This window comes from Marinobacter daepoensis DSM 16072, from assembly GCF_000421165.1.
Classification (GTDB): Bacteria; Pseudomonadota; Gammaproteobacteria; order Pseudomonadales; family Oleiphilaceae; genus Marinobacter; species Marinobacter daepoensis.
Window position 1 is genome coordinate 911447 of the sequence record NZ_ATWI01000009.1, and the last position, 23919, is coordinate 935365.

Annotated in this window: 16 protein-coding genes and 1 tRNA gene; 13 read left to right on the forward strand and 4 right to left on the reverse strand. The window is 55.8% G+C overall.

Annotated elements, in window-relative coordinates; all coding sequences use genetic code 11:
• Nucleotides 1–239 precede the first annotated feature (239 nt).
• Nucleotides 240–2942, forward strand: coding sequence for a hypothetical protein (locus tag K325_RS0109765; protein WP_029654080.1), 2703 nt, complete (start codon nucleotides 240–242; stop codon nucleotides 2940–2942).
• 97 nt (nucleotides 2943–3039) lie between these two features.
• Here the strand turns inward: K325_RS0109765 and K325_RS0109770 are convergent, their stop codons facing one another.
• Complete coding sequence (locus tag K325_RS0109770) at nucleotides 3040–4101, reverse strand: CaiB/BaiF CoA transferase family protein (RefSeq protein ID WP_029654081.1); 1062 nt, start codon at nucleotides 4099–4101, stop codon at nucleotides 3040–3042.
• 186 nt (nucleotides 4102–4287) lie between these two features.
• Here K325_RS0109770 and K325_RS0109775 point away from each other — a divergent pair, with 186 nt between their 5' ends.
• The gene (locus K325_RS0109775; protein ID WP_029654082.1) at nucleotides 4288–5304 is read left to right on the forward strand and encodes an AraC family transcriptional regulator; all 1017 of its coding nucleotides are present in this window, start codon (nucleotides 4288–4290) and stop codon (nucleotides 5302–5304) included.
• Between the two features lie 3 nt (nucleotides 5305–5307).
• On the opposite strand, the gene K325_RS0109780 is transcribed toward K325_RS0109775, so the two are convergent.
• Both K325_RS0109780 and K325_RS0109785 read right to left on the reverse strand, forming a co-directional pair.
• Complete coding sequence (locus tag K325_RS0109780) at nucleotides 5308–6189, reverse strand: hypothetical protein (RefSeq protein WP_029654083.1); 882 nt, start codon at nucleotides 6187–6189, stop codon at nucleotides 5308–5310.
• A 4-nt stretch (nucleotides 6190–6193) separates the two neighbouring features.
• Nucleotides 6194–7843: a DNA recombination protein RmuC gene (locus K325_RS0109785; RefSeq protein WP_029654084.1), complete on the reverse strand. Its 1650-nt coding sequence runs from the start codon at nucleotides 7841–7843 to the stop codon at nucleotides 6194–6196.
• Between the two features lie 231 nt (nucleotides 7844–8074).
• Here K325_RS0109785 and K325_RS0109790 point away from each other — a divergent pair, with 231 nt between their 5' ends.
• The 4 genes from K325_RS0109790 to K325_RS0109805 all read left to right on the forward strand — a co-directional run bounded on the left by K325_RS0109790 (nucleotide 8075) and on the right by K325_RS0109805 (nucleotide 11860).
• Nucleotides 8075–8458 carry a hypothetical protein gene (locus K325_RS0109790; protein WP_029654085.1) on the forward strand — a complete coding sequence of 128 codons (384 nt, stop codon included), beginning with the start codon at nucleotides 8075–8077 and terminating at the stop codon, nucleotides 8456–8458.
• Nucleotides 8459–8686: 228 nt separating this feature from the next.
• Nucleotides 8687–9397 carry an ATP-dependent zinc protease family protein gene (locus K325_RS0109795; RefSeq protein WP_228128426.1) on the forward strand — a complete coding sequence of 237 codons (711 nt, stop codon included), beginning with the start codon at nucleotides 8687–8689 and terminating at the stop codon, nucleotides 9395–9397.
• The gene (locus K325_RS0109800) at nucleotides 9394–10911 is read left to right on the forward strand and encodes an inactive transglutaminase family protein (protein ID WP_029654087.1); all 1518 of its coding nucleotides are present in this window, start codon (nucleotides 9394–9396) and stop codon (nucleotides 10909–10911) included. The genes K325_RS0109795 and K325_RS0109800 overlap by 4 nt, the downstream gene beginning before the upstream one ends.
• A gap of 1 nt (nucleotide 10912) precedes the next feature.
• Complete coding sequence (locus tag K325_RS0109805) at nucleotides 10913–11860, forward strand: alpha-L-glutamate ligase-like protein (RefSeq protein ID WP_029654088.1); 948 nt, start codon at nucleotides 10913–10915, stop codon at nucleotides 11858–11860.
• A 76-nt stretch (nucleotides 11861–11936) separates the two neighbouring features.
• Here K325_RS0109805 and K325_RS0109810 read toward each other — a convergent pair whose 3' ends face one another.
• The gene (locus K325_RS0109810) at nucleotides 11937–13529 is read right to left on the reverse strand and encodes a BCCT family transporter (RefSeq protein ID WP_029654089.1); all 1593 of its coding nucleotides are present in this window, start codon (nucleotides 13527–13529) and stop codon (nucleotides 11937–11939) included.
• A gap of 276 nt (nucleotides 13530–13805) precedes the next feature.
• Between K325_RS0109810 and K325_RS0109815 the strand changes: the two genes are divergently transcribed.
• The 7 genes from K325_RS0109815 (at nucleotide 13806) to K325_RS0109845 (ending at nucleotide 23903) form a co-directional block, all read left to right on the forward strand.
• The gene (locus K325_RS0109815) at nucleotides 13806–15449 is read left to right on the forward strand and encodes an FMN-binding glutamate synthase family protein (protein ID WP_029654090.1); all 1644 of its coding nucleotides are present in this window, start codon (nucleotides 13806–13808) and stop codon (nucleotides 15447–15449) included.
• A 110-nt stretch (nucleotides 15450–15559) separates the two neighbouring features.
• Nucleotides 15560–15636 (forward strand) — tRNA-Pro (locus K325_RS0109820).
• A gap of 363 nt (nucleotides 15637–15999) precedes the next feature.
• Nucleotides 16000–16797, forward strand: coding sequence for a response regulator transcription factor (locus tag K325_RS0109825; protein WP_029654091.1), 798 nt, complete (start codon nucleotides 16000–16002; stop codon nucleotides 16795–16797).
• A 20-nt stretch (nucleotides 16798–16817) separates the two neighbouring features.
• On the forward strand, nucleotides 16818–18821 hold the full coding sequence (locus tag K325_RS0109830) for an ATP-binding protein (RefSeq protein WP_029654092.1): 2004 nt from the start codon (nucleotides 16818–16820) through the stop codon (nucleotides 18819–18821).
• 118 nt (nucleotides 18822–18939) lie between these two features.
• On the forward strand, nucleotides 18940–20343 hold the full coding sequence (locus tag K325_RS0109835; protein ID WP_051146607.1) for a TolC family outer membrane protein: 1404 nt from the start codon (nucleotides 18940–18942) through the stop codon (nucleotides 20341–20343).
• A 15-nt stretch (nucleotides 20344–20358) separates the two neighbouring features.
• The gene (locus tag K325_RS0109840; protein ID WP_029654094.1) at nucleotides 20359–22464 is read left to right on the forward strand and encodes a type I secretion system permease/ATPase; all 2106 of its coding nucleotides are present in this window, start codon (nucleotides 20359–20361) and stop codon (nucleotides 22462–22464) included.
• A complete protein-coding gene (locus K325_RS0109845; RefSeq protein ID WP_029654095.1) occupies nucleotides 22461–23903 on the forward strand; it encodes an HlyD family type I secretion periplasmic adaptor subunit in 1443 nt (480 codons plus the stop codon). The genes K325_RS0109840 and K325_RS0109845 overlap by 4 nt, the downstream gene beginning before the upstream one ends.
• The last annotated feature ends 16 nt before the right edge of the window (nucleotides 23904–23919 follow it).

Below are 23919 nucleotides of genomic sequence, written 5' to 3' on the forward strand. Positions count from 1 at the left end.
ATTTTAGGGGTGTGCAGCACCCTTTAGTACAGAGTAGCCAGAAAGGTCAGAATCACACTTTCGGCTGATCAACACTTGCTACTCTGTCGTTATAGTCAAAGCTACAGAATTAGCGTTCAAGTGCTGGTGAAAATTTCAGACAACCAATAAAACAGAACAGGCAAAGCGCGGAACCCTGGGGCCGACCGGTTCCGTCCACGCCGGATATAACGACACAACAACAGGAAAAGGTTCCCCCCATGTTCAAGAAAACTCTAATAAGTCTTGCCGTGGCTTCTTCCCTTGGGTTGACGGGCTGTTTCGACAATGGAAGCGATTCCAGGAACGAAAATCCTAAACCAGAGTACGCAGATACCGACTCTCTTTCAGGAAAAACCTATCCGTTTTTTGCTCCAGGGGCCTCCCGACTTCCTGTGCCAAATGATCTTTTGTACTCAGGTACTGTCGACGGCACCTTCAACCTTGACGTTGATGACAAATCCACCCCTCCCGAGGTTGCCCTTAATCAACTGAGCGGAGCTTCAACGGTTGCCCCTATTGTCATTCTCACCAGCGGACAGCTGGATGAAAGCGCAGGCAACGTCCAAATTGGAAAAAATGTTCACCTGATCGAACTGGCGTATGCGAGCGGTGATCCAGTGCAAGGCCTTGGCGCCGGAGAGTCTCCAACGCTTGAAATCACCCTGTCGGGCCCGGCTAACATGCCCAAGGTACGGGCTGAAGTCGAAACTCTCGGCGGCACTTCGGCCATTCGGATTTTGCCGCTTGAGCCTCTGAAACCCGGTAAGCGCTATGTCGTTGTCGTTACCAACGGCGTAAAGGACATCAACGGTGAGCCGATCATTCAGGATCCATCCTATTCCAACCTCACAGCTGAAGGCACAAAAGATAACCCGGGTGCGGAGCTTCCAAGCCAAGACCTTCTGCCAGTGCGCACTTTGATAAACAAACTCTGGGAACCAATCGCAATCAATTATGCAAAAGCAATTGGCCAGCCTCTTACAGAGGAGCAGATTGCCCTTAGCTACAGCTTCACAACATCAAAAGATGAGAAAGTTCTACAATATATTGCAGAGCCTGCCTCTTGGTTTGAGGATCAACTGACGGGATTCTTGTCTGTCTCTGCAGCCAAGAGCGCTATTGAAGCTGGAGCCTCGGACTACGCATCTATCAAGTCAACAGTTAATGGTACAATCGCCGGGTTCCCGAGTGACAGCATTAAAACTGCATTGGCACCTGCATTTGACGCTCCGCCGCCTTTGGGATGTCAGGGAACAACGGGTCAGGTTGCGGTTTCCTGTGTTTCTGTTGCATTGGCCACGAGCCTTTCACCATTACTACCAACACCTACCACGTCTAACCGCGGCGCTGACGACTTTACACTGGGCGCCCCCACTGGAGTTGGCTTAGTCTCCGCTGTCGCCAACAAGGTGTATAAAGAAGTTAATACATTACTGGGTGGCAATGCACCTACCGTTCTCGCGGTTCAGGGCACAGTCTCACTTCCTTACTACCTTGGAGCCACCGCAGAGACCGTAGGAGCGAAGGCCTGGAAAGCAGATAACAATCTGGCGACCTCCCTCAACTCAAAGTTCGAGTCCATCAATCTGAAAATCCCTCAAGGGGTCAAGGGTGAGGGAGGACAGTTCCTTTCTGAAGTCGTAAACACCATTTTCCCATTCCCGGCAAAGGAAACGGATGTTGATGTACCAGTACTAATTATCTACCCGCAAATACCAAACACCAGAGGGGTAGTCCAATTCCAGCACGGCATCACAACAGACCGAAGCGCAGCCCTGACCTTTGGCACCGCCCTCGCTGCCCTGGGCTATACTGTCGTCGCTATTGACCAACCCTTGCACGGCGTAGACAGCTTTACTCAGGAAGACCAGGAGCTGCTGGCGAGAACCCTATTACTGGCAGCAAACCCAAGTTTCACAGACACTGAAATTGCTGGTTTGACCGCGCTGATTCTTGCGGAGGACCAAGCAACGCTGGCAGCCCAGGTTGGTGACCCAAACACGGCAACGTCTCTGATAAATACAGTCAAGTATGCTGGCAGTACCATTCCAGGCATCGCCGCTTCTGATGATAAAGAAAGGCATTTCGGGTTAAGCGAATCCGGCGAACTCTTTATCAACTTGCTCAACTTCACAAACACCCGCGACAATGTTCGTCAGAGCGCAGTTGATCAGATGAACCTCCGCATGAGTCTAAATGACCTGGATCTGTCTCAACTGGGAGGTGCCAGCCTTAATGGCAGCAACTTCTATCTGGCAGGGCATTCACTAGGCACCATCACAGGCACTCCATTTGCCGCCAGCGTCAACGCCAACCAGGTTCCCGCCCCAGGTGTCACCGACAACGACATCAGCGGCATAAGCCTGCTAACTCCGGGAGCCGGTATTGTTCGCATGCTTGAGAACTCGCCTGCGTTTGCCCCCAGTATCATTGCAGGCTTGGCAAATGCGTCTACTCCGGTTCCTCAAAACACGCCGAACTATTCAACCTTCCTGAACGTCTTCCAGGCAGCAATGGACAGCGCGGATCCTATCAACTTTATTGACAACCTCAGAGCCGGAAATGCCGGAGTTTACAATGCCATTGTGCAAGGTGACCTCGTCATACCAAACGCTGCGGATGAAAAGCGCTGGGGAATTGAGCCTCTGGAGGGAACACTTCCCGGAGAACTGGCCGGACAGCAGGTTATGGTCGATGTTGACAGTTTCCCAGCGCCTCTCGCCGGGTCTTACCCATTAGTGGGCCTGGGAGAAGGATTGGACGCAGCGGGCATCGAAAGCTCCCCATTCTTCTTCAGCATCGAGGGCTATCAAGACGAAGAGGGGAACCTGGGACATGGAACGCCAGTCTCAGCACAGCCGGCACAAGCCTTCGCTGAAATGGTTCTAGGCACTGATTCGGTTTTCTCTCCAGTCCCTTAAACCTCAAATACAAGCGCTATGGCCCATAGCGCTTGTTCCCTGAAAGCCGCCAGCCAAGAGTTATCGGCGGCTTTCAAACTTTTAAAGTTCCCCTCCGTTACAACACAAACTTCAACGGCATTCCCAACTGCCTCTGAGTAACCCCATCCCCCCGATCCTGCTCAATCACCATCCCTCTGGCTTTCAACTGAGGATGCTCAGCCGCCTCTTCAATCGTCAGGACAGGTTCCACACACGCATCTACTTCCGCAAAGACCTCCTGCCACTTAGCCAGTGAGCGCTCCGCAATCTTATTTTTGAGGGCGGCTTTCAGTTCATGCTGATGCCGGGACTTTTGGCTCAAGGCGAGGCTTTTTAGCTCCCCCAGCCCAAGGGCGTCGCACAAGCGTGACGAAAATTGGGGTTCAAGACTGCCAACAGACAACCAACGTCCATCGCTGGTCTGGTAATAATCATAGAAGGTGCCGCCGTTAAGCATGCCACCCTCCCGCTTCTGGGATTGCCCACCTGCCAACGCAGCGGCACCGGCCATGGCGTTCAGGGCGAAAGCCGCATCGGTCATGCTGATGTCGATAAAGGCGCCCTCACCGGTATCCTGGCGCTTGATGACAGCAGCCAGGATGCCCATCACGGCATAATGTGAGCCACCGGCCACATCGGCAATCTGAATGCCCATGGGTGGTGGACCGCTGTCGGCGCGGCCGCAATGGCTGGCAACACCGGAAATAGCCAGGTAGTTGATGTCGTGGCCGGCTCTGTCTTTATAGGGGCCGGTCTGACCATAACCGGTAATGGCGCAGTAAATCAGTTTGGGATTGATGGCTTTGAGTACCTCATAGCCTATCCCAAGGCGATCCATCACGCCCGGGCGAAACTGCTCCACCACAATGTCGTAGCCCTGAACCAGCTGCTTGACCTTTTCAACACTCTCGGGCTGTTTCAGGTTTAGCTGCAAGGTTTGCTTGCCACGCGTGAGGTAGGAGAAAGTTGTGCTGAACTTACCATCGTAGGGCGGCATTACCTTGGTCAGATCCACTCTGTCCGGCGCTTCGATGCGCAAGACCTCCGCGCCCATATCGGCGAGCATCATGGTGGCGTAGGGGCCGGGCAGCAGGGTACTGAAATCCAGAATTTTCAGGTTGGCGAGCGGGGCTGCCATAAAGCGTCTCCTTGTTTTTGGTCGGCGGCAAGAACGTTGGCTCATGCTGCCGGGTTTTGCCGGGCGGGCCAACTGCCGGTTTCGTCATTCCGATTGACCGTTTCTTCCATCTGTTAATAAATCAGAAGGTTGCATTGTTCTGTCGGGTACTTATGATGAAGTTCGTTTGTTTTTCTGGTTCCTTTTATGTCGACCCTGACCGTCTCACGACATTTTGTTGAAGCCTCACTCTCCGGAGCCAGGCGCATGGGGCTGGACACCCGCGACCTTCTTCAGGAGGCCGGCATCTCCCCCGACCTTCTCCGGATCGAAATGGCGCGAGTCAGCAGCGACCAGTTCAGCAAGCTGATGCAGATCATCTGGCAACGCACCGACGACGAGTTCATGGGCATGGGCCCCCGGCGGGCCCGCTACGGTACTTTTGCCACGATGTGTGCTCTGGTGATCGGGTGTCAGACTCTGGAAGAGGTTTACCAACAGGCCTTTCGGTTTTCACGGCTGTTTGACCCGATGGTAACCATGGAGCTTGATACCCGGAACGAGCGGGTACGGCTGGTAGCACGCATTGAAGGCACCATTCACGACCCGGACTACTTTCTGAGAGAGAGTCTACTGGTGATCTGGCACCGACTCGGCAGTTGGCTGATTGGCCAGCCCGTCGAGCTGGAGAACGCGGAATTCGACTACCCACGGCCAGACCATGGCGATGAATACCGGCACATATTCCACTGCCCGCTCGTGTTTGAATCAGACTGTATTGCGCTGACGTTCAGTAAACGCTTTCTGTCAGCACCGGTTATTCGCGATAAACCGGAAATGCGGCAGTTCCTGAAAACATCACCCGCTGATCTGTTGTCACGGCCGGATGAAAGTAATACCTGGACAGGGCGCATTCGTGGATTGATCGGGCGGGATTTTTCCAAGCCCATGCCGGACTTTGACTGGATTGCCCAAGAGCTGCATACCAGTCCACAAACCCTGAGGCGGCGGCTAAAGCAGGAAAACACATCGTTTCAGGAGATAAAGGATCTGCTTCGGCGGGATATGGCGATCTATTATCTCTCTCACCCCGAGATTGCCATCAACGACATCGCTGAACGCGTGGGGTTCACCGAACCCTCAACCTTCCACCGGGCGTTCAAGAAATGGACCGGTGTCACCCCTGGCGCCTGGAGAGACGGCGAAAGGGGCGACCTGGCCTGAGGCTCAGCGCTTGCCTCCGCCCTGCTGCAGATTCCTGATCAACTGCCCCAGAGCGCGGGCAATTTCCTGAGCCTGCTCACGATTTTCCGCCAACTGGAAAAGCCTTGAACCGTCTCTTGGATCGTAAACCCAACAGGCCCCGACCACAGGTTCACAGTCCCAACGGAGTTGTGGATTCACGCCGAATACGGGCAGCGATCTTGTTGTCCGAACCGTCGTGCCATCAGGATTTCGGTTGATTTCGAGAATGCTGATATTGCCGCTATCCAGCGCCAACTCGTACTGATTATCAGCAGGCCGGTCTAGCCGGACAACCGTTTTGTCCCGGCGCCAGCCCACCGTATCCAGCAAGGTGTTCAAATGAATAACCAGCGCCTCACGATCGGTATCCGCAAGATAAAGCTGTCGTAATGCTTTCAGGTCATGACCGCCAGCCGGCTCAATAACCGCCACCGGCTCCTGGGTACCGCCCCCTCCCTCTGCAAGAGCCCGCACACTCGCCCGATTGGCCTTCTCGATATCGGTAATGAGTTTCAGACTCTGCTGGTAATAAGCACCCTCTGCACCCGCCAGCGTTATGTACTGCTCCAGAGCAGACCGAGCTTCATTCAGGTGATTCGCCTGCAACATGGCCCTGCCACGGTAGTAGAAATATTCGGGGGGCTTTTCGCCTTCCATCGCCCGGAGGCGGTTCAGGTATTCCCCTGCCTCATTCCAGTTTTCAGACACCACCGCTTCTTCGGTTGCCAGCATCAGGCGCCGGATCTCATGTTCCGGCGCCAACGCCTGCGCGGTCCCTGCTTGCAGGGTCAGCACACAAGACAACATCAGCCCCAGAGACATTCTGCGGCCGGGCAAACACCGCGTTTTCATCAGTGACAACATACTGCTACTCCTGCTGATCCTCTGCCCGGGCTTCTCCGGCCTTATTGGGCTCTTCTTTATGCGTGACAACCGGTTCTTCTGACAAAACGGCGTCGTCAGAGTCCACTTCGGCCTGCTCCACAATCGACTTCGGCAGTTCTTTCTTAACGCGAACGCCCAGTTCCACAAATCGGTTGGCCTGGGAAATAAGGTTACCACGACCCCGGGTCAGGGTATTCATGGCATTGTCATAGGTGCCCTGGGCAGTGTGTAACTGGCTGCCCAATCGCTCCATGGCCTCTACGAATACCCGAAGTTTGTCATAAACCGCGCTTGCTCTGTCTGCGATACGGCGGGCATTCTGACTCTGGCGCTCGTACCGCCAGATGTTTTCAATGGTTCGCAACGTGGCGAGCAACGTCGTGGGCGTAACCACGATGATCTTGCGCTCAAACGCCTCGGCGAACAGGTTGTCATCCTGCTGGAATGCTGCCACAAATGCCGGCTCAATGGGCATGAACAACAGCACGAAATCGGGAGAATGAAGCCCGTTAAGCTGGCTGTAATCTTTTTCACTCAACGTCTTGATGTGAGTGCGAACGGCCTCCACATGCTGTTTCAGGGCAGCGGCCCGTTCGCTCTCATCATCGGCAACCACCCATTGCTGATAAGCCACCAGAGAGACCTTGGAGTCAACCACCAGGTTTCTCTGGTCTGGCAGATGAACAATGACATCCGGTCGCAACAACTGGTTGTCATCGTCTCGGTAACTTCCCTGGGTTTCGTATTCCACGCCTTTTCGAAGGCCGGACCGCTCAAGCACACGCTCAAGAATCAACTCACCCCAGTTACCCTGAACTTTCTTATCGCCTTTCAGAGCCCGCGTCAGATTAGCCGCTTCCTCCGTGATCTGCTGATTCAGCTCCTGCAGAGACTTGATTTCGCTTCGAAGCGCCTGCCGGTCACGGGTCTCCGTGGTATAAACGTCTTCCACCCGTTTCCGGAAATCCTGCAACTGGTCCCGAAACGGGTTCAGCAAGGAGTCCAGGCTGGTCCGGGTCTGCTGACTGAAACGCTCACTTTTCTGTTCAAAAATCCGGTTAGCGAGATTTTCAAATTCCTGCTTGAGGGCCTCCCGGTTCTGCTCCAGCAGTTGCAGTTTCTCTGCCGCATTGCGGCGCTCCTCTTCCAGCGTCACCTGTTGTTCTTTCAGCCTGATTCTGAGCTCCGAAAGCTGTTCCGACAGTGACTCTGCCCGCAGCTGATAACGCTCTCTCTCATCCACCACCTGAGTGAGCCTGTCTTGATTTGCGGCCAGCTCGCTACCCATGGCTGACAGACGACTTTCCAGAACCGTCGCTTTCTGCCGCCAGTGCTCCGCACCCTGCTCAAACTTGCCGCGCTCAAACTTCACCTCCTCAAGTTCGGCTTTCAGGTGCGCTTTTTCCTGATGATGCAAGGCCTGTGTATGCTCTCCTTCCTGAACAAGGCGAAGACACTCACCAAACTCCTCACTCAGGCGACTGGCCCTGAGCCGGTCTTTGCGACGGTGCCAAAGCAGCCACCCAAGCGCAACCATCAGCAGCGCGGAACTGGCCAGCAGGGCAGCAAACCATCCAGCCATCCATTCCGGCCGGTCTGCCATGGTTAGAGTCAGTGCATTCAACACCAGCAGGTTCTCCTTGCATTACAATTCAACCCCAAAGCCCGACAGTCTACCGCAATGCCCTTTCCTTTTTCCTGCCCGATAAAATGGAGCTTCCACACCGGCATCGACTGATTGGCAATTATCAACATTACGCCAATCCGCCTATGGACGCCGGGCGTAAATTCCTCTAAAACGGAGCTTTAGCACCCCAACAAGGTGCTGACGGCGTGGGCAAAACACCGACTGGCAGGCCAGAGCATGTTCAAGGAGTTATGGAGAAAACTGGGTTCTGAATTTCTACAGACTTCCTGCGGGGAAGATCATCAGGCTTTGCTGTCGGCCAACGATCGGGAAAATGCCCTGCAGGCCCGCGCGTTGCCGCACATCACCCACACTGGTGAGTTTCACCTCGAACGCCTGAGTCAGTTGCTCAAAAACCGTTACGGCAAGAGCTTTCACATACCCAGTGACCGCCCCGAGAGTGATCAGGCGCTTAAAGAGGTCATCGGTTTTGCCGCCCGCATTCAGGATCAGGACATCCAGCGAGAGCTTTTACTGTTTTATCTGAATTGCTCACCCGTGATTCAGGAATACCTGAGAGCCGAGACCCCTTTGGGTAATGGCCCTCTCATGGGCGGCTGACCCTCCGCCTTAACCATCTGTAAAGTCATCACACAGGTGGCTTGTAGTATACTCACCCGCCTGATCAACAACACATCCAGTGGCTGAGGCATCCAGGCCGAACAACCAACACAGCCGGTTCAGGGGATATTCATGGGGTACAGGTTCTTGCAAACCCGTCCATTCTTGACACTTGCCTTTTCGGGGCTCGCTCTCACGCTTTCCGGGTGCGCCTCGGATCACTATTTTATGGTGAAGAAAGAGAACGTTGAAGACGTTCGCTCATCCGTACACAGCCAACGGGCGACGCTGGTCACCATGGAACAGAATGCCGGGGTCAGGCACGAACAGCTTCTGCAGGAAAACCGGGAATCCACCCAAAGCATTCTCGATGCCATTGCCACGCAGGTTGAAAAACCGTCGTGCCCCCCCCCCAAAGCAGCCCCTTCCTGCCCTGCCCCAAGCAAAAACGCAGGCCAGGCAGACCGGCTGAAAGGGAAGGTGGTGGTTGGTGAAGTTGAAAAGTTCTTCCTCGCCGAACCGGGGCTGGTTTACACAGCCCGCATAGACAGCGGCGCAGAAACCTCCTCCATTCACGCCAGGAACATACAACGTTTCGAACGGGACGGCAGTAACTGGGTGCGCTTCGAGGTACCGGTACCCGGGACAGAAGACACAAAGTGGGTCTCAATGGAGAAAGAGATTTCCAGGCGGGTAAAGATCGTCCAGTCCAGCGCAGACGAATCTGAACGTCGGGTGGTTGTCGAATTGCAGTTCGCTATTGGCGACCATCAGCAGGTTGCCGAATTTACCCTAGCAGACCGAAAGAACCTGACCTACGAAGTGCTGATTGGCCGCAACGTTCTGCGGGATGTCATGCTGATTGATGTAGGCAAAGAATTCGCCACAGAGCTCCCGAAATCTTACCTTGAACAATCCGGAAACGGAGGTGAAAAATGACCGTCCGCTCACGGGTTCCCTTTTATGTGTTTGTCTTTCTCCTGATTGCCGCAGGCATTGCCGTCGCAACCTGGCGACACCTTGAACTGGGCATTCCCTGGATGACCGGCGAACAGCGCCCGGTCTGGATGATCGAAGCCAGGGTCGACTTCGAGGGCCAGGGCGCACCGGCCGAAGTCAGCCTGCACATACCAGAGCAGCCACCCGGCTTCCGTATCCTCACCGAACAGGCGGCCTCTCCCGGATACGGGTTTTCAATTCTCGATAGCAATGCCGGGCGCCGGGCAGAATGGACCAAGCGGGAGGTGTCCGGCCCTCAGACCCTGTATTTCAAGGCACAGTTTGTACCCGACGAAGATACCCTGCAGGCGCCCCCTGGCCGCATACCCCGCGCCCAGCCGGTCTTCTGGGAAGAACCTCAGGCAACGGCGGTCAGAGAACTTCTCAGCCAGGCTTCCGAGCGGTCCAGCTCACCTGAAAGCATGACCCGCGAGCTGATCCGCCTGATGCAACCGGATAACCGCACCCAGAACACCACGCTTCTGGTTTCCGACGAGAATTACCTGCAGTTACTGGTCCGGATGCTCAACCATGCCGGAATCGCGGCCCGCACCGCCGATGCACTGAAACTGGAGGATGCCCGAAGACGCCAGCAACTGGTGCCTTTCCTTCAGATCTATAATGGCGAGCGCTGGCTGACCTTCGACCCAAGAACAGCCGAACAAGGAGTACCCGAGAATCTGTTACTCTGGCGCCAGGGTTCGGAGTCACTGCTCGATGTGGTGGGTGGAGACGACTCCCAGGTCAGCTTCTCCATGCTGCGACAGACCGTACCGGCACTCCAGCTTGCAACCCTTGAATCCAATGCCAACGGCCTGAGCGTTCTCGGTTTCTACCAGTTACCGATTGAAGAGCAAAGCATGTTCCGGATGCTGCTACTGCTCCCGATCGGCGCTCTGATTGTTGCCTTTATGCGCATTGTCATCGGTATCCGGACCTCCGGAACGTTTATGCCCGTTCTGATCGCGGTCGCGTTCGTACAAACAACACTGGTGCCGGGCCTGATCGCCTTCCTGTCGGTTGTATCCATCGGGTTGGTGCTGCGAGGTTACCTATCCAGCCTGAATCTTCTGCTGGTCTCCCGGATTTCAGCGCTGATCATTCTGGTGATCTTTATCACGGCTGGCCTGAGTATCATCGGCTACCAGATGGGGTTCAACACAGGGATGACCGTCACCTTTTTCCCAATGGTTATTATCGCCTGGACCATTGAACGCATGTCCATCCTCTGGGAAGAAGAGGGGGCCCGCGAAGTCCTGGTTCAGGGATCGGGAAGCCTGTTTGTCGCAATCTGCGCCTATCTTGCCATGAGCACCCCTCTGGCAGGCCATCTCACCTTCAATTTCCCGGAACTGCACCTGGTCGTCCTGGGGCTGATCCTGTTGATGGGTCAATACACAGGCTACAAGCTCAGCGAGCTGAAACGGTTCACCCCGATGAAGGTCTACGATTAACATGGATTGGATCTCACCGCGCAGACTGAAGAAGCTCGGGATGCTGAACATGAACCGCCGCAATGTTGATTACATTGCCCGGTACAATGACCGCTCGTCTTACCCCTTGGTCGACAACAAGCTGAAGACAAAGCTGGCGGTCAGTGAATACGGTGTGAAAACGCCCAAACTGCTGCAGGTCGTTCGTCAACAGCATGAAATCTCCCATTTTCGGGACATGGCAGCCGACCTGAAAGGTTTTGCCATCAAGCCTGCAAAGGGCTCCGGCGGCAAAGGCATTACCGTCATTACGGGGCGGGATGGTGACGACTTTGTCAAAGCATCCGGTGCCCGCATCCCCGCCGCCATGCTTGAACGACACCTCACCAATATTCTGGCCGGTCTGTACTCACTGGCGGGAACTCCCGATGTCGCCATCGTCGAGAACCTGGTTCAGTCATCTCCTGCTCTGGCCCGATACTCATTTCAGGGCGTGCCGGATATCCGGATCGTCGTTTTCCAGGGCTACCCGGTCATGGCCATGCTCCGCCTGGCCACGACAGCCTCTGATGGCAAGGCCAACCTGCACCAGGGCGCCGTCGGGGTCGGGCTGGACATCGGTTCAGGAAAGAGTCTGAATGCCGTCCAGTTCAACCGACCGATCACTCTCCATCCGGATACCGGCCTTGCACTGGAGAACATCGGAATAGACGACTGGGAAAACATGCTGGAGATGGCGGCGCGCTGCTATGAAGCGACCGGTCTGGGCTATATGGGCGTTGATCTGGTGGTAGATGCCAACGAAGGCCCTTTGCTGCTGGAACTGAACGCCCGCCCGGGACTGGCCATCCAAATGGCAAACGGATGCGGCCTGCTGCCAAGACTGAACGCCATTGAGGACCTCAAACGGCCCCACTTCAGCCCGAGAGAGCGCGCCCAGTTTGCTATGGAGAGCTTTGCCCGGCGGTAGTTTTCCATTCGCCGAAGAAAAAAAACCGGAGCTGAGCCAGCTCCGGTTTTTTTATAGTCCCTTTTACATCAAGAGGTCAGGTCAGCTCACCTCGCTGCAAAAGCAATTTCCGCTCGTGGGTCAGGCCTTTCAGCAGCCCCCAGGTCATCAGCAAAAGAATTGCTGTAAACGGCAGCCCCGCACTGATCGCGACAGCCTGGATCGCACCCAGAGCATCATCGCCCCCCCCGAAGATCAAAGCCGCGGCAATAGCACCTTCCATCACCACCCAGAACACGCGCTGAGCTGTGGGCGCATCTGTCTTGCCGCCTGCGGTGATACTGTCGATAACAAGAGAGCCAGAATCTGATGATGTAACGAAGAACACCAGCACCAGAATAATACCCACAAAAGAGACAATTCCGGTTAGCGGCAGCTGCTCAAACATCTGGAAGGTCGCCAGCGGTACTTCGGTCAGCCCTTTCTCGGCCAGAACACCAACCCCCTGCTGAATCTGCTCCAGCGCAGCGCCACCAAAACCACTCATCCAGACGGTGGTGATCACGGTAGGAATAATCAGAACGGCTGTCAGGAACTCCCGGACAGTGCGGCCTTTAGAAACACGCGCAATGAACATACCAACGAACGGTGACCAGGAAATCCACCAAGCCCAGTAGAAGACTGTCCAGCCCTGGAACCAGGCTTCATCTTCACGACCAAACGGATTACTCAGCGGCACAATATTCGCCACATAGCTAGACGACGTGACCCAGATGGTCTCCAGAATCGTCATCGTCGGCCCGGCAAAAACAATAAAGAACAGCAGGACACCTGCGGTGATCATGTTGATATTACTGAGAACTTTGACACCACCATCCAGACCACGCAACACAGAGATCAGCGCCACCGCCGTTACCCCGACAATGATGGCCATCTGAACGTTGGTACCAGAACCCAGCTGGAACAGATAATCCAGGCCGGAGGCCGCTTGCTGGGCACCAAAACCAAGAGACGTCGCCAAACCAAAGATGGTTGCCACCACGGCGAGCACGTCGATGATATGCCCTGGCCATCCCCAGACCCGGTCTTTCAGCAACGGGAAGAACGCAGACCGGATGGTCAACGGCATGTTTTTATTGAACGAAAAGAACGCCAGAGAAAGCGCTACAATCGCGTAAATCGCCCAAGGATGCAGACCCCAGTGGTACATGGTAGCCCCCATGGCAAGATCCCTGGCCTCGGGTGAGTTGGCAGTCACATTGAACGGCGTTTCATACCACCCGGTGTAATAGGCAACAGGTTCGGCCACCGCCCAGAACATCAGGCCAATGCCCATGCCCGCAGCAAACAGCATCGCAAACCAGGAGAGTGTCGAGAACTCTGGCCTCGCTTCCTGCCCGCCCAGCCGGATCTTGCCAACCGGCATGAAGATCAGCGCGAGGCTGACCACAACGAACACGTTGGCACTTAGCAGGAAGAACCAGTCAAAGCTGGCGATGATGTCCCACTTGGCACCATCCAGCATTTCTTTTGAAGCCGCCGGAAACATCAGGGTTCCAATAACGAACAGAACCACAATGATCGCGGCTACCGGGAAAACCCAGTTATGAAGATCCAGGCCGAACGGATTGATATTATCCTGGCCTGCGACGTAATCCGTCTGATATTCGTCTTTCACTACCTCGCCCACGTTGGCGCCTCCTGGTCTGGTGTGATCACTGAATATGCCGAGTGAATGGGTAACTGAGTGAATTCTCATTCATTCGTTACAAGCCGGTCATTTTATTACTTTGAACTCAAAACATCAAAACACTGAAAAATGCCTTCGGTACATACACAAGCATAGTCCAGTTTCTAACACCTCAACGGCAACCCGCTTGCTGAGTGAAAACACCTCCCCGCCCCCATGCGCCGACCGGGTGCGTTATACTCCGGCGCCAGCCAACACTGACCTGACGAGGCATCCATGGAAAAAACCACCACATTCCCTTTTCGTTATACCGCCTTCGCCATCAGCGTGGCGGGCTTTGCAGTGTCACTCCCCTTATCAATCTGGCTCGGTTCCGGGTACCTGTTTCCTCTGGTATTTGGCGCCCTGTCAGCGCTCGGCGTCTGGGACCTGAAACAGCGAAAACATACGATCAGCCGCAACTATCCGATCATGGCCAACTTTCGTTATCTGTTTGAATCCATTGGCCCGGAGATCCGCCAGTACTTCATTCAGTCCGACACAGAAGAGCGCCCCTTCTCCCGGGAACAACGCTCTATTGTTTACCAGAGGGCAAAAAACGTACTCGACAAACGCCCCTTTGGTTCCCAGATTGGCATGTACGAGGAAGGCTTTGAGTGGATGAACCACTCCATCACGCCCACCCGACTGGCCACCAGCGATTTCCGGATTCTGATCGGCAAGAATTGCGACAAACCTTACAACGCCAGCGTATTCAACATTTCTGCGATGAGCTTTGGCGCACTTTCGGCCAATGCCGTCCTCAGCCTGAACACTGGCGCCCGGAAAGGCGGCTTCTATCACGACACCGGGGAAGGTTCTATTTCCAGGTATCACCGGCAACCAGGCGGGGATCTTGTGTGGGAGATTGGTTCAGGTTATTTCGGCTGCCGGCACCCCGACGGAACCTTCAATCCTGAAATGTTTGAAAGAAATGCCACGCTTGATCAGGTCAAAATGATAGAGGTCAAACTATCTCAGGGCGCAAAACCCGGACATGGGGGCATCCTGCCGGGCGCCAAGGTCACCCCTGAGATTGCCGAAGCGCGTGGCGTCTCTGTGGGTGAAGACTGCGTCTCTCCCCCCAGCCATTCTGCCTTCTCTAATCCGGTGGAGTTGCTGGAGTTTATTGACACATTACGAACACTTTCCGGCGGCAAACCGGTGGGCTTCAAACTCGCCATTGGTCACCCCTGGGAGTGGTTTGCCATCGTCAAAGCGATGCTGGACACCGGCAGGAAGCCCGACTTTATCGTTGTTGATGGCGGTGAAGGCGGTACCGGCGCGGCCCCCATTGAATTCATCAACCGCCTCGGCATGCCGATGACCGAAGCGCTTCTGTTGGTTCACAACACGCTGGTGGGCACCAACCTTCGTGAAGACATCGCCATCGGAGCCGCCGGTAAGATCACATCGGCGTTCAATATCGCCAGGACGCTGGCACTGGGGGCAGACTGGTGCAATTCCGCCCGTGGGTACATGTTCTCCCTGGGTTGCATTCAAGCCCTGAGTTGCCATACGGGCCACTGCCCGAGTGGCGTGGCAACTCAGGACCCACGCCGCGGCCAGAAACTGGATGTAGCCCTCAAAAGTGAGCGGGTGTACAACTATCACAAAAACACACTCGACGCCCTGCAGAACCTGCTGGAAGCTTCGGGGCTGAACCATCCGTCTGAGCTGGGGCCAGAGCACATCGTCCGACGGGTCTCAAAAGCGGAAGTGCACAGCTACCTTGATCTGTTCCCGTTCCTGGAGCCCGGCGCCCTGCTGGAGGGAAAAACCGGCCTGAGGGTTTTTGACAAGTATTGGCAAGCCGCCCAACCAGACACTTTCGAGCCACCGGAGTTTATCCGGGCCCTACGGGAAACCAAACTTCGCTGATTGCGGAAGAAATTCGACAGCCCGGTGTTTATTTTTACATTAGGCTGGTGTAGACTTCGCTCCCGCTAAGCCACTGAGATAAACCTTGTTTCCCGGTAGCTGGCAGTAAACGGGGCGTAGCGCAGCTTGGTAGCGCACTTGCATGGGGTGCAAGGGGTCGTAGGTTCAAATCCTACCGTCCCGACCAGAATTCCCTACACAAAGCCCGGGCCGAAAGGCCCGGGCTTTGTTGTGTCAGAGGATAATTCACTAAACAGGCTTCACTCCAACAATAAGCCGGACAGGCACAAACACGCCGGGCATGTCGCGGCCGAAGACAGGGAAGCCTCTCTTCCAACCTTTTTATAGCCAAAACAGCCTACGCCCAACCCGCTTTGTAGCATCCAGCCAGCCGACAGTCGCTTAGCCAAAAGACGCAACATTTACCATGTCCCGCGACTTTGTTTATTAGTATCCTAGTGGATCTGTAACGTTTACTTAAACCAAATCATGCAGGATAACGAATAACACCGCTTAATCCTTACAGATCCAATCAGATAACTGGCCACCAATGGACGACCTGAGTAACAAACGGATTTTAATTGTTGACGATGAAGAAGCCGAGCGCGCCCTGCTTGCGGCCTACCTGAAACAACACCATTGCATTCTGTACCACGCCGAAAATGGCCTTGACGGGGTCAACAAGGCCCGGGCAATCCGACCCGATCTCATTCTGCTGGATGCTCAGATGCCCGTCTGTAATGGTTTTGATGCGTGCAAGGTCATTGTCAGCGACCCGGAAACCCGGGATATTCCTGTTATTTTCCTGTCGGCCCTTAACTGGCCAGAGCAGCGCATCCGGGGATTGCTTGCCGGTGCCGTTGACTACATAGACAAGCCTTACGACTTCAATGAAGTCAAACTGCGGTTAGCCATACATCTGAGAGGAAGAAAACCCGTCATTTCCGATTCCGCACCCTCGATCCAGGCCAAAGCACCATCACTGGATTCAGGCGCTGACGCCCCCAGCACGCTCCAGAACATCCTGTTCCACTCCGCCCGGATCCATCTGCTTCGATCCCTGGCCTCCCCCCCCCCCATGGCTGAACTTGAAAAACTGACCGGAACCAACAGCAAGCACCTGAACCGGGCCTTCAAACTTTGTGCCGGAACAACGGTATACGAATATCTGCGGGAAGAGCGCATGAAAGAGGCTCGAGTCCTACTTCAGCAAACGAGCCTGCCCATTCAGGAAATCGCCGACCAGACGGGCTTCTCCAGCGGAGCCAACTTCGCCACCGCCTTTCGGGAGCGATTCGGTGTCTCGCCTCGTGAACTTCGCAGGCAACAAGGCAACACCAACAACTAACCGTATACAGAACTTACACCATGAACCTCAGATCTTTCCCGGGGCAGCGCACTGCGGCCTTTCTTATGCTCTTGATAGGCTTGCTGGCGTCCCTGCCCGGCCAAACCGCGCCCCAGCAACCATGGGGCACACAGGTCGTTGATCTGGCTATGCTGGCAAATGGCCAGGAACTGCTGTCCTACATGGAGGTTCGCAAGGCGACACACACGGGAGAAAACCTGGAAGAGGGACTTAATGGCAAGCCCTGGCAAAAAGCAACGTCAAACGCCTTGAAGGCGCCACGCCAACACAGCGTTTACTGGTTGCGGGCTACCTTTCAGAACAGCAGCCAGAGAGCATTGACCCAATGGCTGGTTTTTGAACCCTGGCGACTGAATCGCCTTGATGCCTATGTGTTTTCTGAACGCGGCGAGCTCATCTGGAAAGACAGTACAGGGCTTGAAATCCCCCAGCAGGAACGATCCGTCGATAATGGAAAGACAGCTATCCCCGTTGCAATGGCCCCGGGGGAGCAACAACGTCTTCTGATCCGGGTATACAGCGACAGCTTACCTTTCCTGAGCATCAGAAATCAGAACCCGGTTGCCTACACCCGACAACTGGATGCTAACGAGAGCCGGCACATCGCTTTTCTGGCAGGAATTACCATTCTCCTGTTCGTGCTCGCACTTCAGCTCAACAAAACGTTGCTCATCACCGGCGTCTGGCTCCTGGTCGCGTTTATTTTCGAGTCAGAAAAAGACGGCTTCTTCAGCACCTTCCTGCTACCCGGCCTCAGCGACTACTCCGCCAACCTCCGGGTATCCGCCTGGTTCTTTACCGAATACCTTTTCCTTGTCACATCCGTTTTACTGCTGAAACTCCCGCTTTCACGGGCATGGCGGGGGTATCTGATCCTGGCTGGAAGCGCTACGGCCCTAATGAGCTTACTCACGTTTGTACTCGATGGCGCCCAGATCCGGAATCTCGGCGTGATCATGACTGCAGGCTTTGCCATCAGCTGGCTGTTGCTGGTACCCAAGGCACTGTCAAACCCACAAAAAGGTCAGAAGGTGGTTCTTTCGCTGCTGGCCACTTACTGGGCCGTCTCAGCCTTTCTGCTGGCGGGCTACACTTTTAACTTCTACTACACATCGGCGTTTGCAGCGGCACGAATTTACGCCGAAAGCGCCATAGCCCTGGCCCTTATTGCCACCTACACCTGGCAACAGAAGCATCAGGTCGCCGAGGCACAGCAGGCCGTCAAAAGCCAACGGCAACGTCTGGAAATGTCCGTCAAAGACCGCACCCGCTCCCTCGACCGCGCCCTGAACACCGCAAAGAAGGAAAACCGGGCAAAGGTCGATTTTCTGGCCCAGATCACCCATGACCTCCGGGCCCCGCTGTCCACCATCATCGGCTACACCCGCCTGAGAAAATCCACACCCGATGCCGTGCCAATGGCCGACCAAGTCATAGAGGACCGGGCCACCTACATGCTGACCCTGATTGACGGGCTTGTTAACTACGCCAGAGACATCGCACCCAGCCAGGATGAGGTCAGAGACATTTACCTGACCACGCTGATCGACAACCTGGTTTACCAGGGCCACATTCTGGCCAATCGCAACCAGAACACATTTCAGCTGGACATAGAGACTGAAATCCCAACGCTGATTCGCAGCAACAGTACGCAACTTCAGCGCATTCTTCTGAACCTGATTGAGAACGCGGCGAAATACACCCAGAACGGCTCCATCGTTCTTTCGGTCGCGATGAATGTCACCCCCGGCAATACGCCGTCCATGGTGTTCAGGGTGATTGATACCGGCTGCGGTATTTCCGAGGAAGATCTGAAGAAGATCTACGTACCGTTTTTTATGACATCCGACAGCAACCCAGGCGCAGGCCTGGGTCTCCCCATTGCCTTTGAGCTGGCCAAAAGTCTTGGCGGTCAACTTGAACTCGACAGCCAGCCCGGAGAAGGCACAACAGCCACTTGTACTCTGCCTTGCGACCTGGGTGAAATCCGCGAACAGCTTTGATTTCCCGCCATCTCTTTTGCTCGCCAGCATAATTTTACAGCTTCGCCGCTGAGGTTCCGGGCACCGTGCTAGCATGGCGCCCGAACCTGCATTCCCGGGATTTACGTAAGGCTGTATTATGCATCGTACTTTGCTATCCAAGACCATTGCGTTCAGCGCATTTGTACTAAGCGCGTCCATCGCATTGCCGCTTGCGGCGAGCCAGACTGTGTCTGAGACGGCCAAACAGGCTATTGAATACAATCCGGAGGTCCAGGACACCTGGTACCGTTTCCAGGGTTCAGAATATGATCTCGACTCTGCAAGAGCCGGATACAGACCAACGATTGACCTGAACGCCAATTACGGCCGGGAAATCCGCAGCGGCTCTGGCTGGAGCGCCGGCACCAAGAGCCCTTTTAACGGCGGCCGCGCAGAAGTGTCTCTGGTCCAGATGCTGTATGACGGCTTCCAGACCAGCGGCTCCGTGGCATCGGCTGAGCAAAGCCGGATTGCCAACTATTTCCAACTGGTTCAGCAAACCCAGAATACTGCCCTGGATGCCTATGCTGCGCACCTGGACGTGGTCCGCGGCAGGCAACTGGTTGAGCTGGCTGAACAGAACCTGAAAGAGCACCGGAAAGTCTTTCGCCAGATTCAGATGAGCAGTAATGCCGGTGTGGGGAATAACGCCGATCTGGATCAGATAACCGGCCGCCTGTCTCTTGCACATGCTAACCTGATTACCTCCCGGTCGGATCTGAACGCCATTGAAAGCCGTTATATGCGGGTTGTCGGGGCCATGCCGCCGGCAGAGCTTTCCACCCCACAGGAAAGCCCTGTACCGTATACCGCCGGCCAGGCCTTCGCCAGGGCGCTCAGAGATAACCCACAGTTTCTCTCCAGCCTGTATCGCATCAAAGCTTCAGAGGCAGACGTTGACGCCAGCAAGTCCGGATACCACCCCAGAGTCAACCTGACCGCGCGCTATGGCTCTCAGGATTATGACGATCGCGGCCTGGACAATAGCCGTACCGACGGCCGGATTGCCATTGAGCTGCACTACAACCTGTATAACGGGGGCCGGGACAAAGCCGCCATCAAGAGCGCTTACAACCGGGTCAATCAGAGTAAGGCGCAACGAGACAGCGCCTGCACCTCCGTGCGACAGAATCTTCAGGTGGCCTACCAGGACACCGTCACCTACAAAGATCAGATTCCTGTTCTAGAGCAACACAAACAAGCCTCAAACCGGGTCCGGCAGGCGTATAAGGACCAGTTCCTGATTGGCCGTCGCTCACTGCTCGACGTTCTGGATGCCGAGAACGAGTATTTCCAGGCCAGCCGGGCGCTGGTTCAGGCAGAGCTGGATTATGCTCTGGCAACGGCCCGCACACAAAACGCTATGGGCACCCTGCTCCAGACTCTTGGCATCATGCGTGATGACCTGCCGTCACTCTCCGAGCTTGGCGCAGACGCCATTGCGGTAGACCCGAATACGGCCTGCCCGACAAGCGAGATCGTGCTGACCCGCGCCGATTAAGGCGAGTTGTCGCTGATGTTACTGGAATGCCTTCGGGTTCTGTGCCGGTTTCACAACCGGCCGCTGAACCCTGCTGCAGCCATGGATGGTCTGCCACTGAACCAGGGAAAACTCACCCCCTCAGTGTTCCCTCGCGCCGCAAAACGGGCGGGCATGAGTTCGCGCATTGCCCGGGTTGCTCTCCAATCACTTAACCCCCACCTTCTGCCCGCCATTCTTTTGCTGAAGGATGATCGCGCCTGCATCATCACCAGTCTGGATGCGAATGGCGAAACAGCAAACGTTATCTGGCCAGAACTCCCCGACAGCGAACAAACGCTCGGGCTGGATGAACTTGCCGAACTCTATACCGGTTACGTGATCTATGCCCGACCGGAGTTCCGTTTCGATCAGCGTACGCCTGAAGTGAAAACCCGTCGGCCCGGGCACTGGTTCTGGAGCATCATCAAAGAAAACCGAAGGCTGTATCGCGACGTTGCGGTGGCCGCTCTGGCAATCAACGTCTTTGCCCTGGCGATGCCGCTGTTTGTCATGAACGTGTACGACCGGGTGGTTCCAAACCACGCCGTTGAAACACTCTGGGTTCTGGCCGCGGGTGTACTCATCGTTCTCTGCGCTGATCTCGTTCTGCGCCTGATGCGCAGCTGGTTTGTAGATCTCGCAGCCAGCCGGGCTGACATCCAGCTCTCAGCCCGGATCATGGAGCACCTTCTGTCGCTCGGCCTCAAGGATCGTCCCACGTCGGTCGGCTCTTTTGCGAACAACGTTCAATCGTTTGAAGCCGTCCGCTCCTTTATGGGTTCACTTACCGTGGTCGCACTGGTCGACCTGCCCTTTGTACTTCTGTTTACCGGAATTATCACTCTGATTGCCTGGCCACTGGTGCTCCCCATCCTGGCCGGAGGATTATTGCTCGTGCTCTATGCGCTGGCGATCCAGCACAAGCTGCACTCATTGTCAGAGCGCTCCATGCAAGCCGGCTCAATGCGGAACGCCATACTTGTCGAAAGCCTGAGCAACCTTGAAACCGTCAAGAGTTTCGGGTCCGAAAGCCGGATTCAGCTGGTGTGGGAAAAAACGACGATTTTCCTGACGCGGACGGCTGCCCAGACCCGCCTGCTGGCGTCATCCATCAGTTCTGGGGCCGGCTGGGTGCAGCATACCGTCGGGGTTCTGATCATTCTGATTGGCGTGTACCAGGTGATCGCCGGCGATCTGAGCCAGGGCGGGCTCATCGCCGCTTACATGCTGTCGTCGCGGGCCATGGCTCCGATCAGCCAGGCAGCGAGCCTGTTGGGGCAGTACCACAGCGCCGCCACCGCCATGACATCGCTAAACGACATCATGGCACTGCCTGGCGAACGACCTGACGACGCGCCGTGCATCACCCATCCGCCTTTGAGGGGAGACATTGAATTCAGAGGGGTCAGCTTCAGCTATCCCGGCAGTGACCAGCAATCGCTCCGGGACGTCAGCTTTCGGATTCGCGCCGGTGAGCGTGTCGCCATCCTCGGGCGCAACGGTTCAGGCAAGTCCACGCTGGAAAAGCTCATGCTGGGCCTGTTTGCCCCACAGGCGGGCACAGTGTCCATTGATGGCGTAGACATTGGCCAGTATGACCCCGCCGAGCTGCGGCGGCAGATTGGCTACGTTCCGCAAGACATTCATCTGTTCTTTGGCAGCCTGAAAGAAAACATCGTATTGGGCAACCCGCAAGCCAGCGATGCCCAGATCATCGAAGCCGCTCGTATTGCCGCCCTCGAGCCTCTGGTAAGCCAGCACCCAGAGGGGTTCAACCTTCCGGTTGGCGAAGGAGGGCAACAGTTGTCAGGCGGGCAACGTCAGGCCGTTGCCGTGGCCCGGGGCGTTCTTGGCGAACGGGCAATGCTGTTGCTTGATGAACCCACCGGCTCTCTGGACCAGAATAGCGAAGCCATCATCAAGGAAAACCTGACCCGCTACTCTCAAGACAAGACTCTGATTCTTGTTACTCACCGCAGTGCCCTGCTGGACCTGGTCGACCGGATTATCGTCATGGACCAGGGCAAAGTGGTGGCCGACGGGGAAAAATCCGCCGTAGTTCAGGCGTTGCAGAAAGGCCAGATAGGAGCCGCCCGATGACGGACCCTTCCAGGCCGGCAGAGCAGATCCCCAAAACCACGGAACAAAAACAGTTTGAGCAGGTTGGCCGGCTAAGCCAGTTGGGCCGGTTAGGCGCCCCACTGCTGGACCGCCTGTTCGGGCGCTGGCTGTCCCCACCCAACCAGAAAGACTGGGTGACGGATGCTGAGTGGGCACGGATTCAGCAAGAACCCACCCAGGCAAGGGGCCTGCTCTATGCCATTGTCATCACCATTGCCCTGCTGCTGATCTGGGCTGCACACGCCCCACTCAATGAGGTAGCGAGGGGCGATGGCAAGGTGATCCCGTCGCAGCAATTACAGGTGATACAGTCCATCGACGGGGGCATTGTGAAAACCATTGCTGTCCGGGAAGGCCAGGTGGTGGAGCCCGGGCAGTTACTGGTCAGTCTGGATTCAACCCGGTTTGTATCCAGCTTCCGGGAAAGCCGGGCCAAGTATCTGGCCGTCAGTGCTGAAGTCAGCCGACTGGAGGCGCTCACCCAGGGAAGCGCCCTTGTTTTCGGGAAAGATGTGCTCGCCGAATCGCCGGAACTGGTCCAACGGGAAACCACCCTCTTCCGAACCAGTCAGGACGAGCTGGAGGGCCAGATCGCCATTCATCAGCGTCAGCTGGAACAGCGCCATCAAGATCTTGAAGAAGCCCAGGCGACGCTGTCGCAATACACCGACGTACTGAAACTCAGCAGCCGTGAACTGGCCGTCACTCGTCCCCTTCTGGATTCGGGGGCGGTGTCACAGGTTGATGTGATCCGGCTTGAGCGGGATGTTTCCAATGCCCGGGGCGAGGTGGAAAGGGCACGGGCAGCCATTGCCCGGTCTGCAGCGGCCATTGAGGAAGCAAAGGCCAAAATGGATGAAGTGGAAGTGCGAATGCTGAACCGATGGCGCAGCCAACTGGCGGAGTCCAGCGCTCAGCTTACCGCATTGATTGAAGCCGAAAGCGGACTGGCGGACCGGGTTCAGCAGACCGAAATTCGGGCACCGGTCCGCGGCACCATCCAGCGCCTGCTTACCAACACCGTGGGCGGCGTGGTCACCCCAGGTAAAGAGGTGGTTGAGATTATCCCGCTGGACGACCAGCTCATCGTCGAGGCCCGCATTCCTCCCCAGGACATTGCCTTTATCCATCCCGGGCAGGAAGCCATGATCAAGTTCACCGCCTACGACTTCGCGGTCTTCGGGGGGCTTAAAGCCCACGTCGAGCACATCAGTGCTGACACCCTGACGGATGACCGCGACAACACCTACTATCTTGTTCGCCTGAAAACCCTCTCATCAGGCTTTGACACCGAAAAACTGGCCATTATTCCAGGCATGACAGCCCAGGTGGACATTACCACCGGCCAGAAAACGGTTCTCGAATACCTTCTGAAACCAGTGATCCGGGCAACCAGCCAGGCGCTCAGCGAACGCTAGGCGCCGGGCGCCCCTC

Coding starts and splice junctions, on each gene's coding strand:
- K325_RS0109795 (WP_228128426.1), top strand. CDS start 8,687: ATGGTGAAGAAAGAGAACGTTGAAGACGTTCGCTCATCCGTACACAGC.
- K325_RS0109790 (WP_029654085.1), top strand. CDS start 8,075: ATGTTCAAGGAGTTATGGAGAAAACTGGGTTCTGAATTTCTACAGACT.
- K325_RS0109835 (WP_051146607.1), top strand. CDS start 18,940: ATGCATCGTACTTTGCTATCCAAGACCATTGCGTTCAGCGCATTTGTA.
- K325_RS0109840 (WP_029654094.1), top strand. CDS start 20,359: ATGTTACTGGAATGCCTTCGGGTTCTGTGCCGGTTTCACAACCGGCCG.
- K325_RS0109805 (WP_029654088.1), top strand. CDS start 10,913: ATGGATTGGATCTCACCGCGCAGACTGAAGAAGCTCGGGATGCTGAAC.
- K325_RS0109780 (WP_029654083.1), bottom strand. CDS start 6,189: ATGTTGTCACTGATGAAAACGCGGTGTTTGCCCGGCCGCAGAATGTCT.
- K325_RS0109815 (WP_029654090.1), top strand. CDS start 13,806: ATGGAAAAAACCACCACATTCCCTTTTCGTTATACCGCCTTCGCCATC.
- K325_RS0109770 (WP_029654081.1), bottom strand. CDS start 4,101: ATGGCAGCCCCGCTCGCCAACCTGAAAATTCTGGATTTCAGTACCCTG.
- K325_RS0109800 (WP_029654087.1), top strand. CDS start 9,394: ATGACCGTCCGCTCACGGGTTCCCTTTTATGTGTTTGTCTTTCTCCTG.
- K325_RS0109825 (WP_029654091.1), top strand. CDS start 16,000: ATGGACGACCTGAGTAACAAACGGATTTTAATTGTTGACGATGAAGAA.
- K325_RS0109845 (WP_029654095.1), top strand. CDS start 22,461: ATGACGGACCCTTCCAGGCCGGCAGAGCAGATCCCCAAAACCACGGAA.
- K325_RS0109765 (WP_029654080.1), top strand. CDS start 240: ATGTTCAAGAAAACTCTAATAAGTCTTGCCGTGGCTTCTTCCCTTGGG.
- K325_RS0109775 (WP_029654082.1), top strand. CDS start 4,288: ATGTCGACCCTGACCGTCTCACGACATTTTGTTGAAGCCTCACTCTCC.
- K325_RS0109830 (WP_029654092.1), top strand. CDS start 16,818: ATGAACCTCAGATCTTTCCCGGGGCAGCGCACTGCGGCCTTTCTTATG.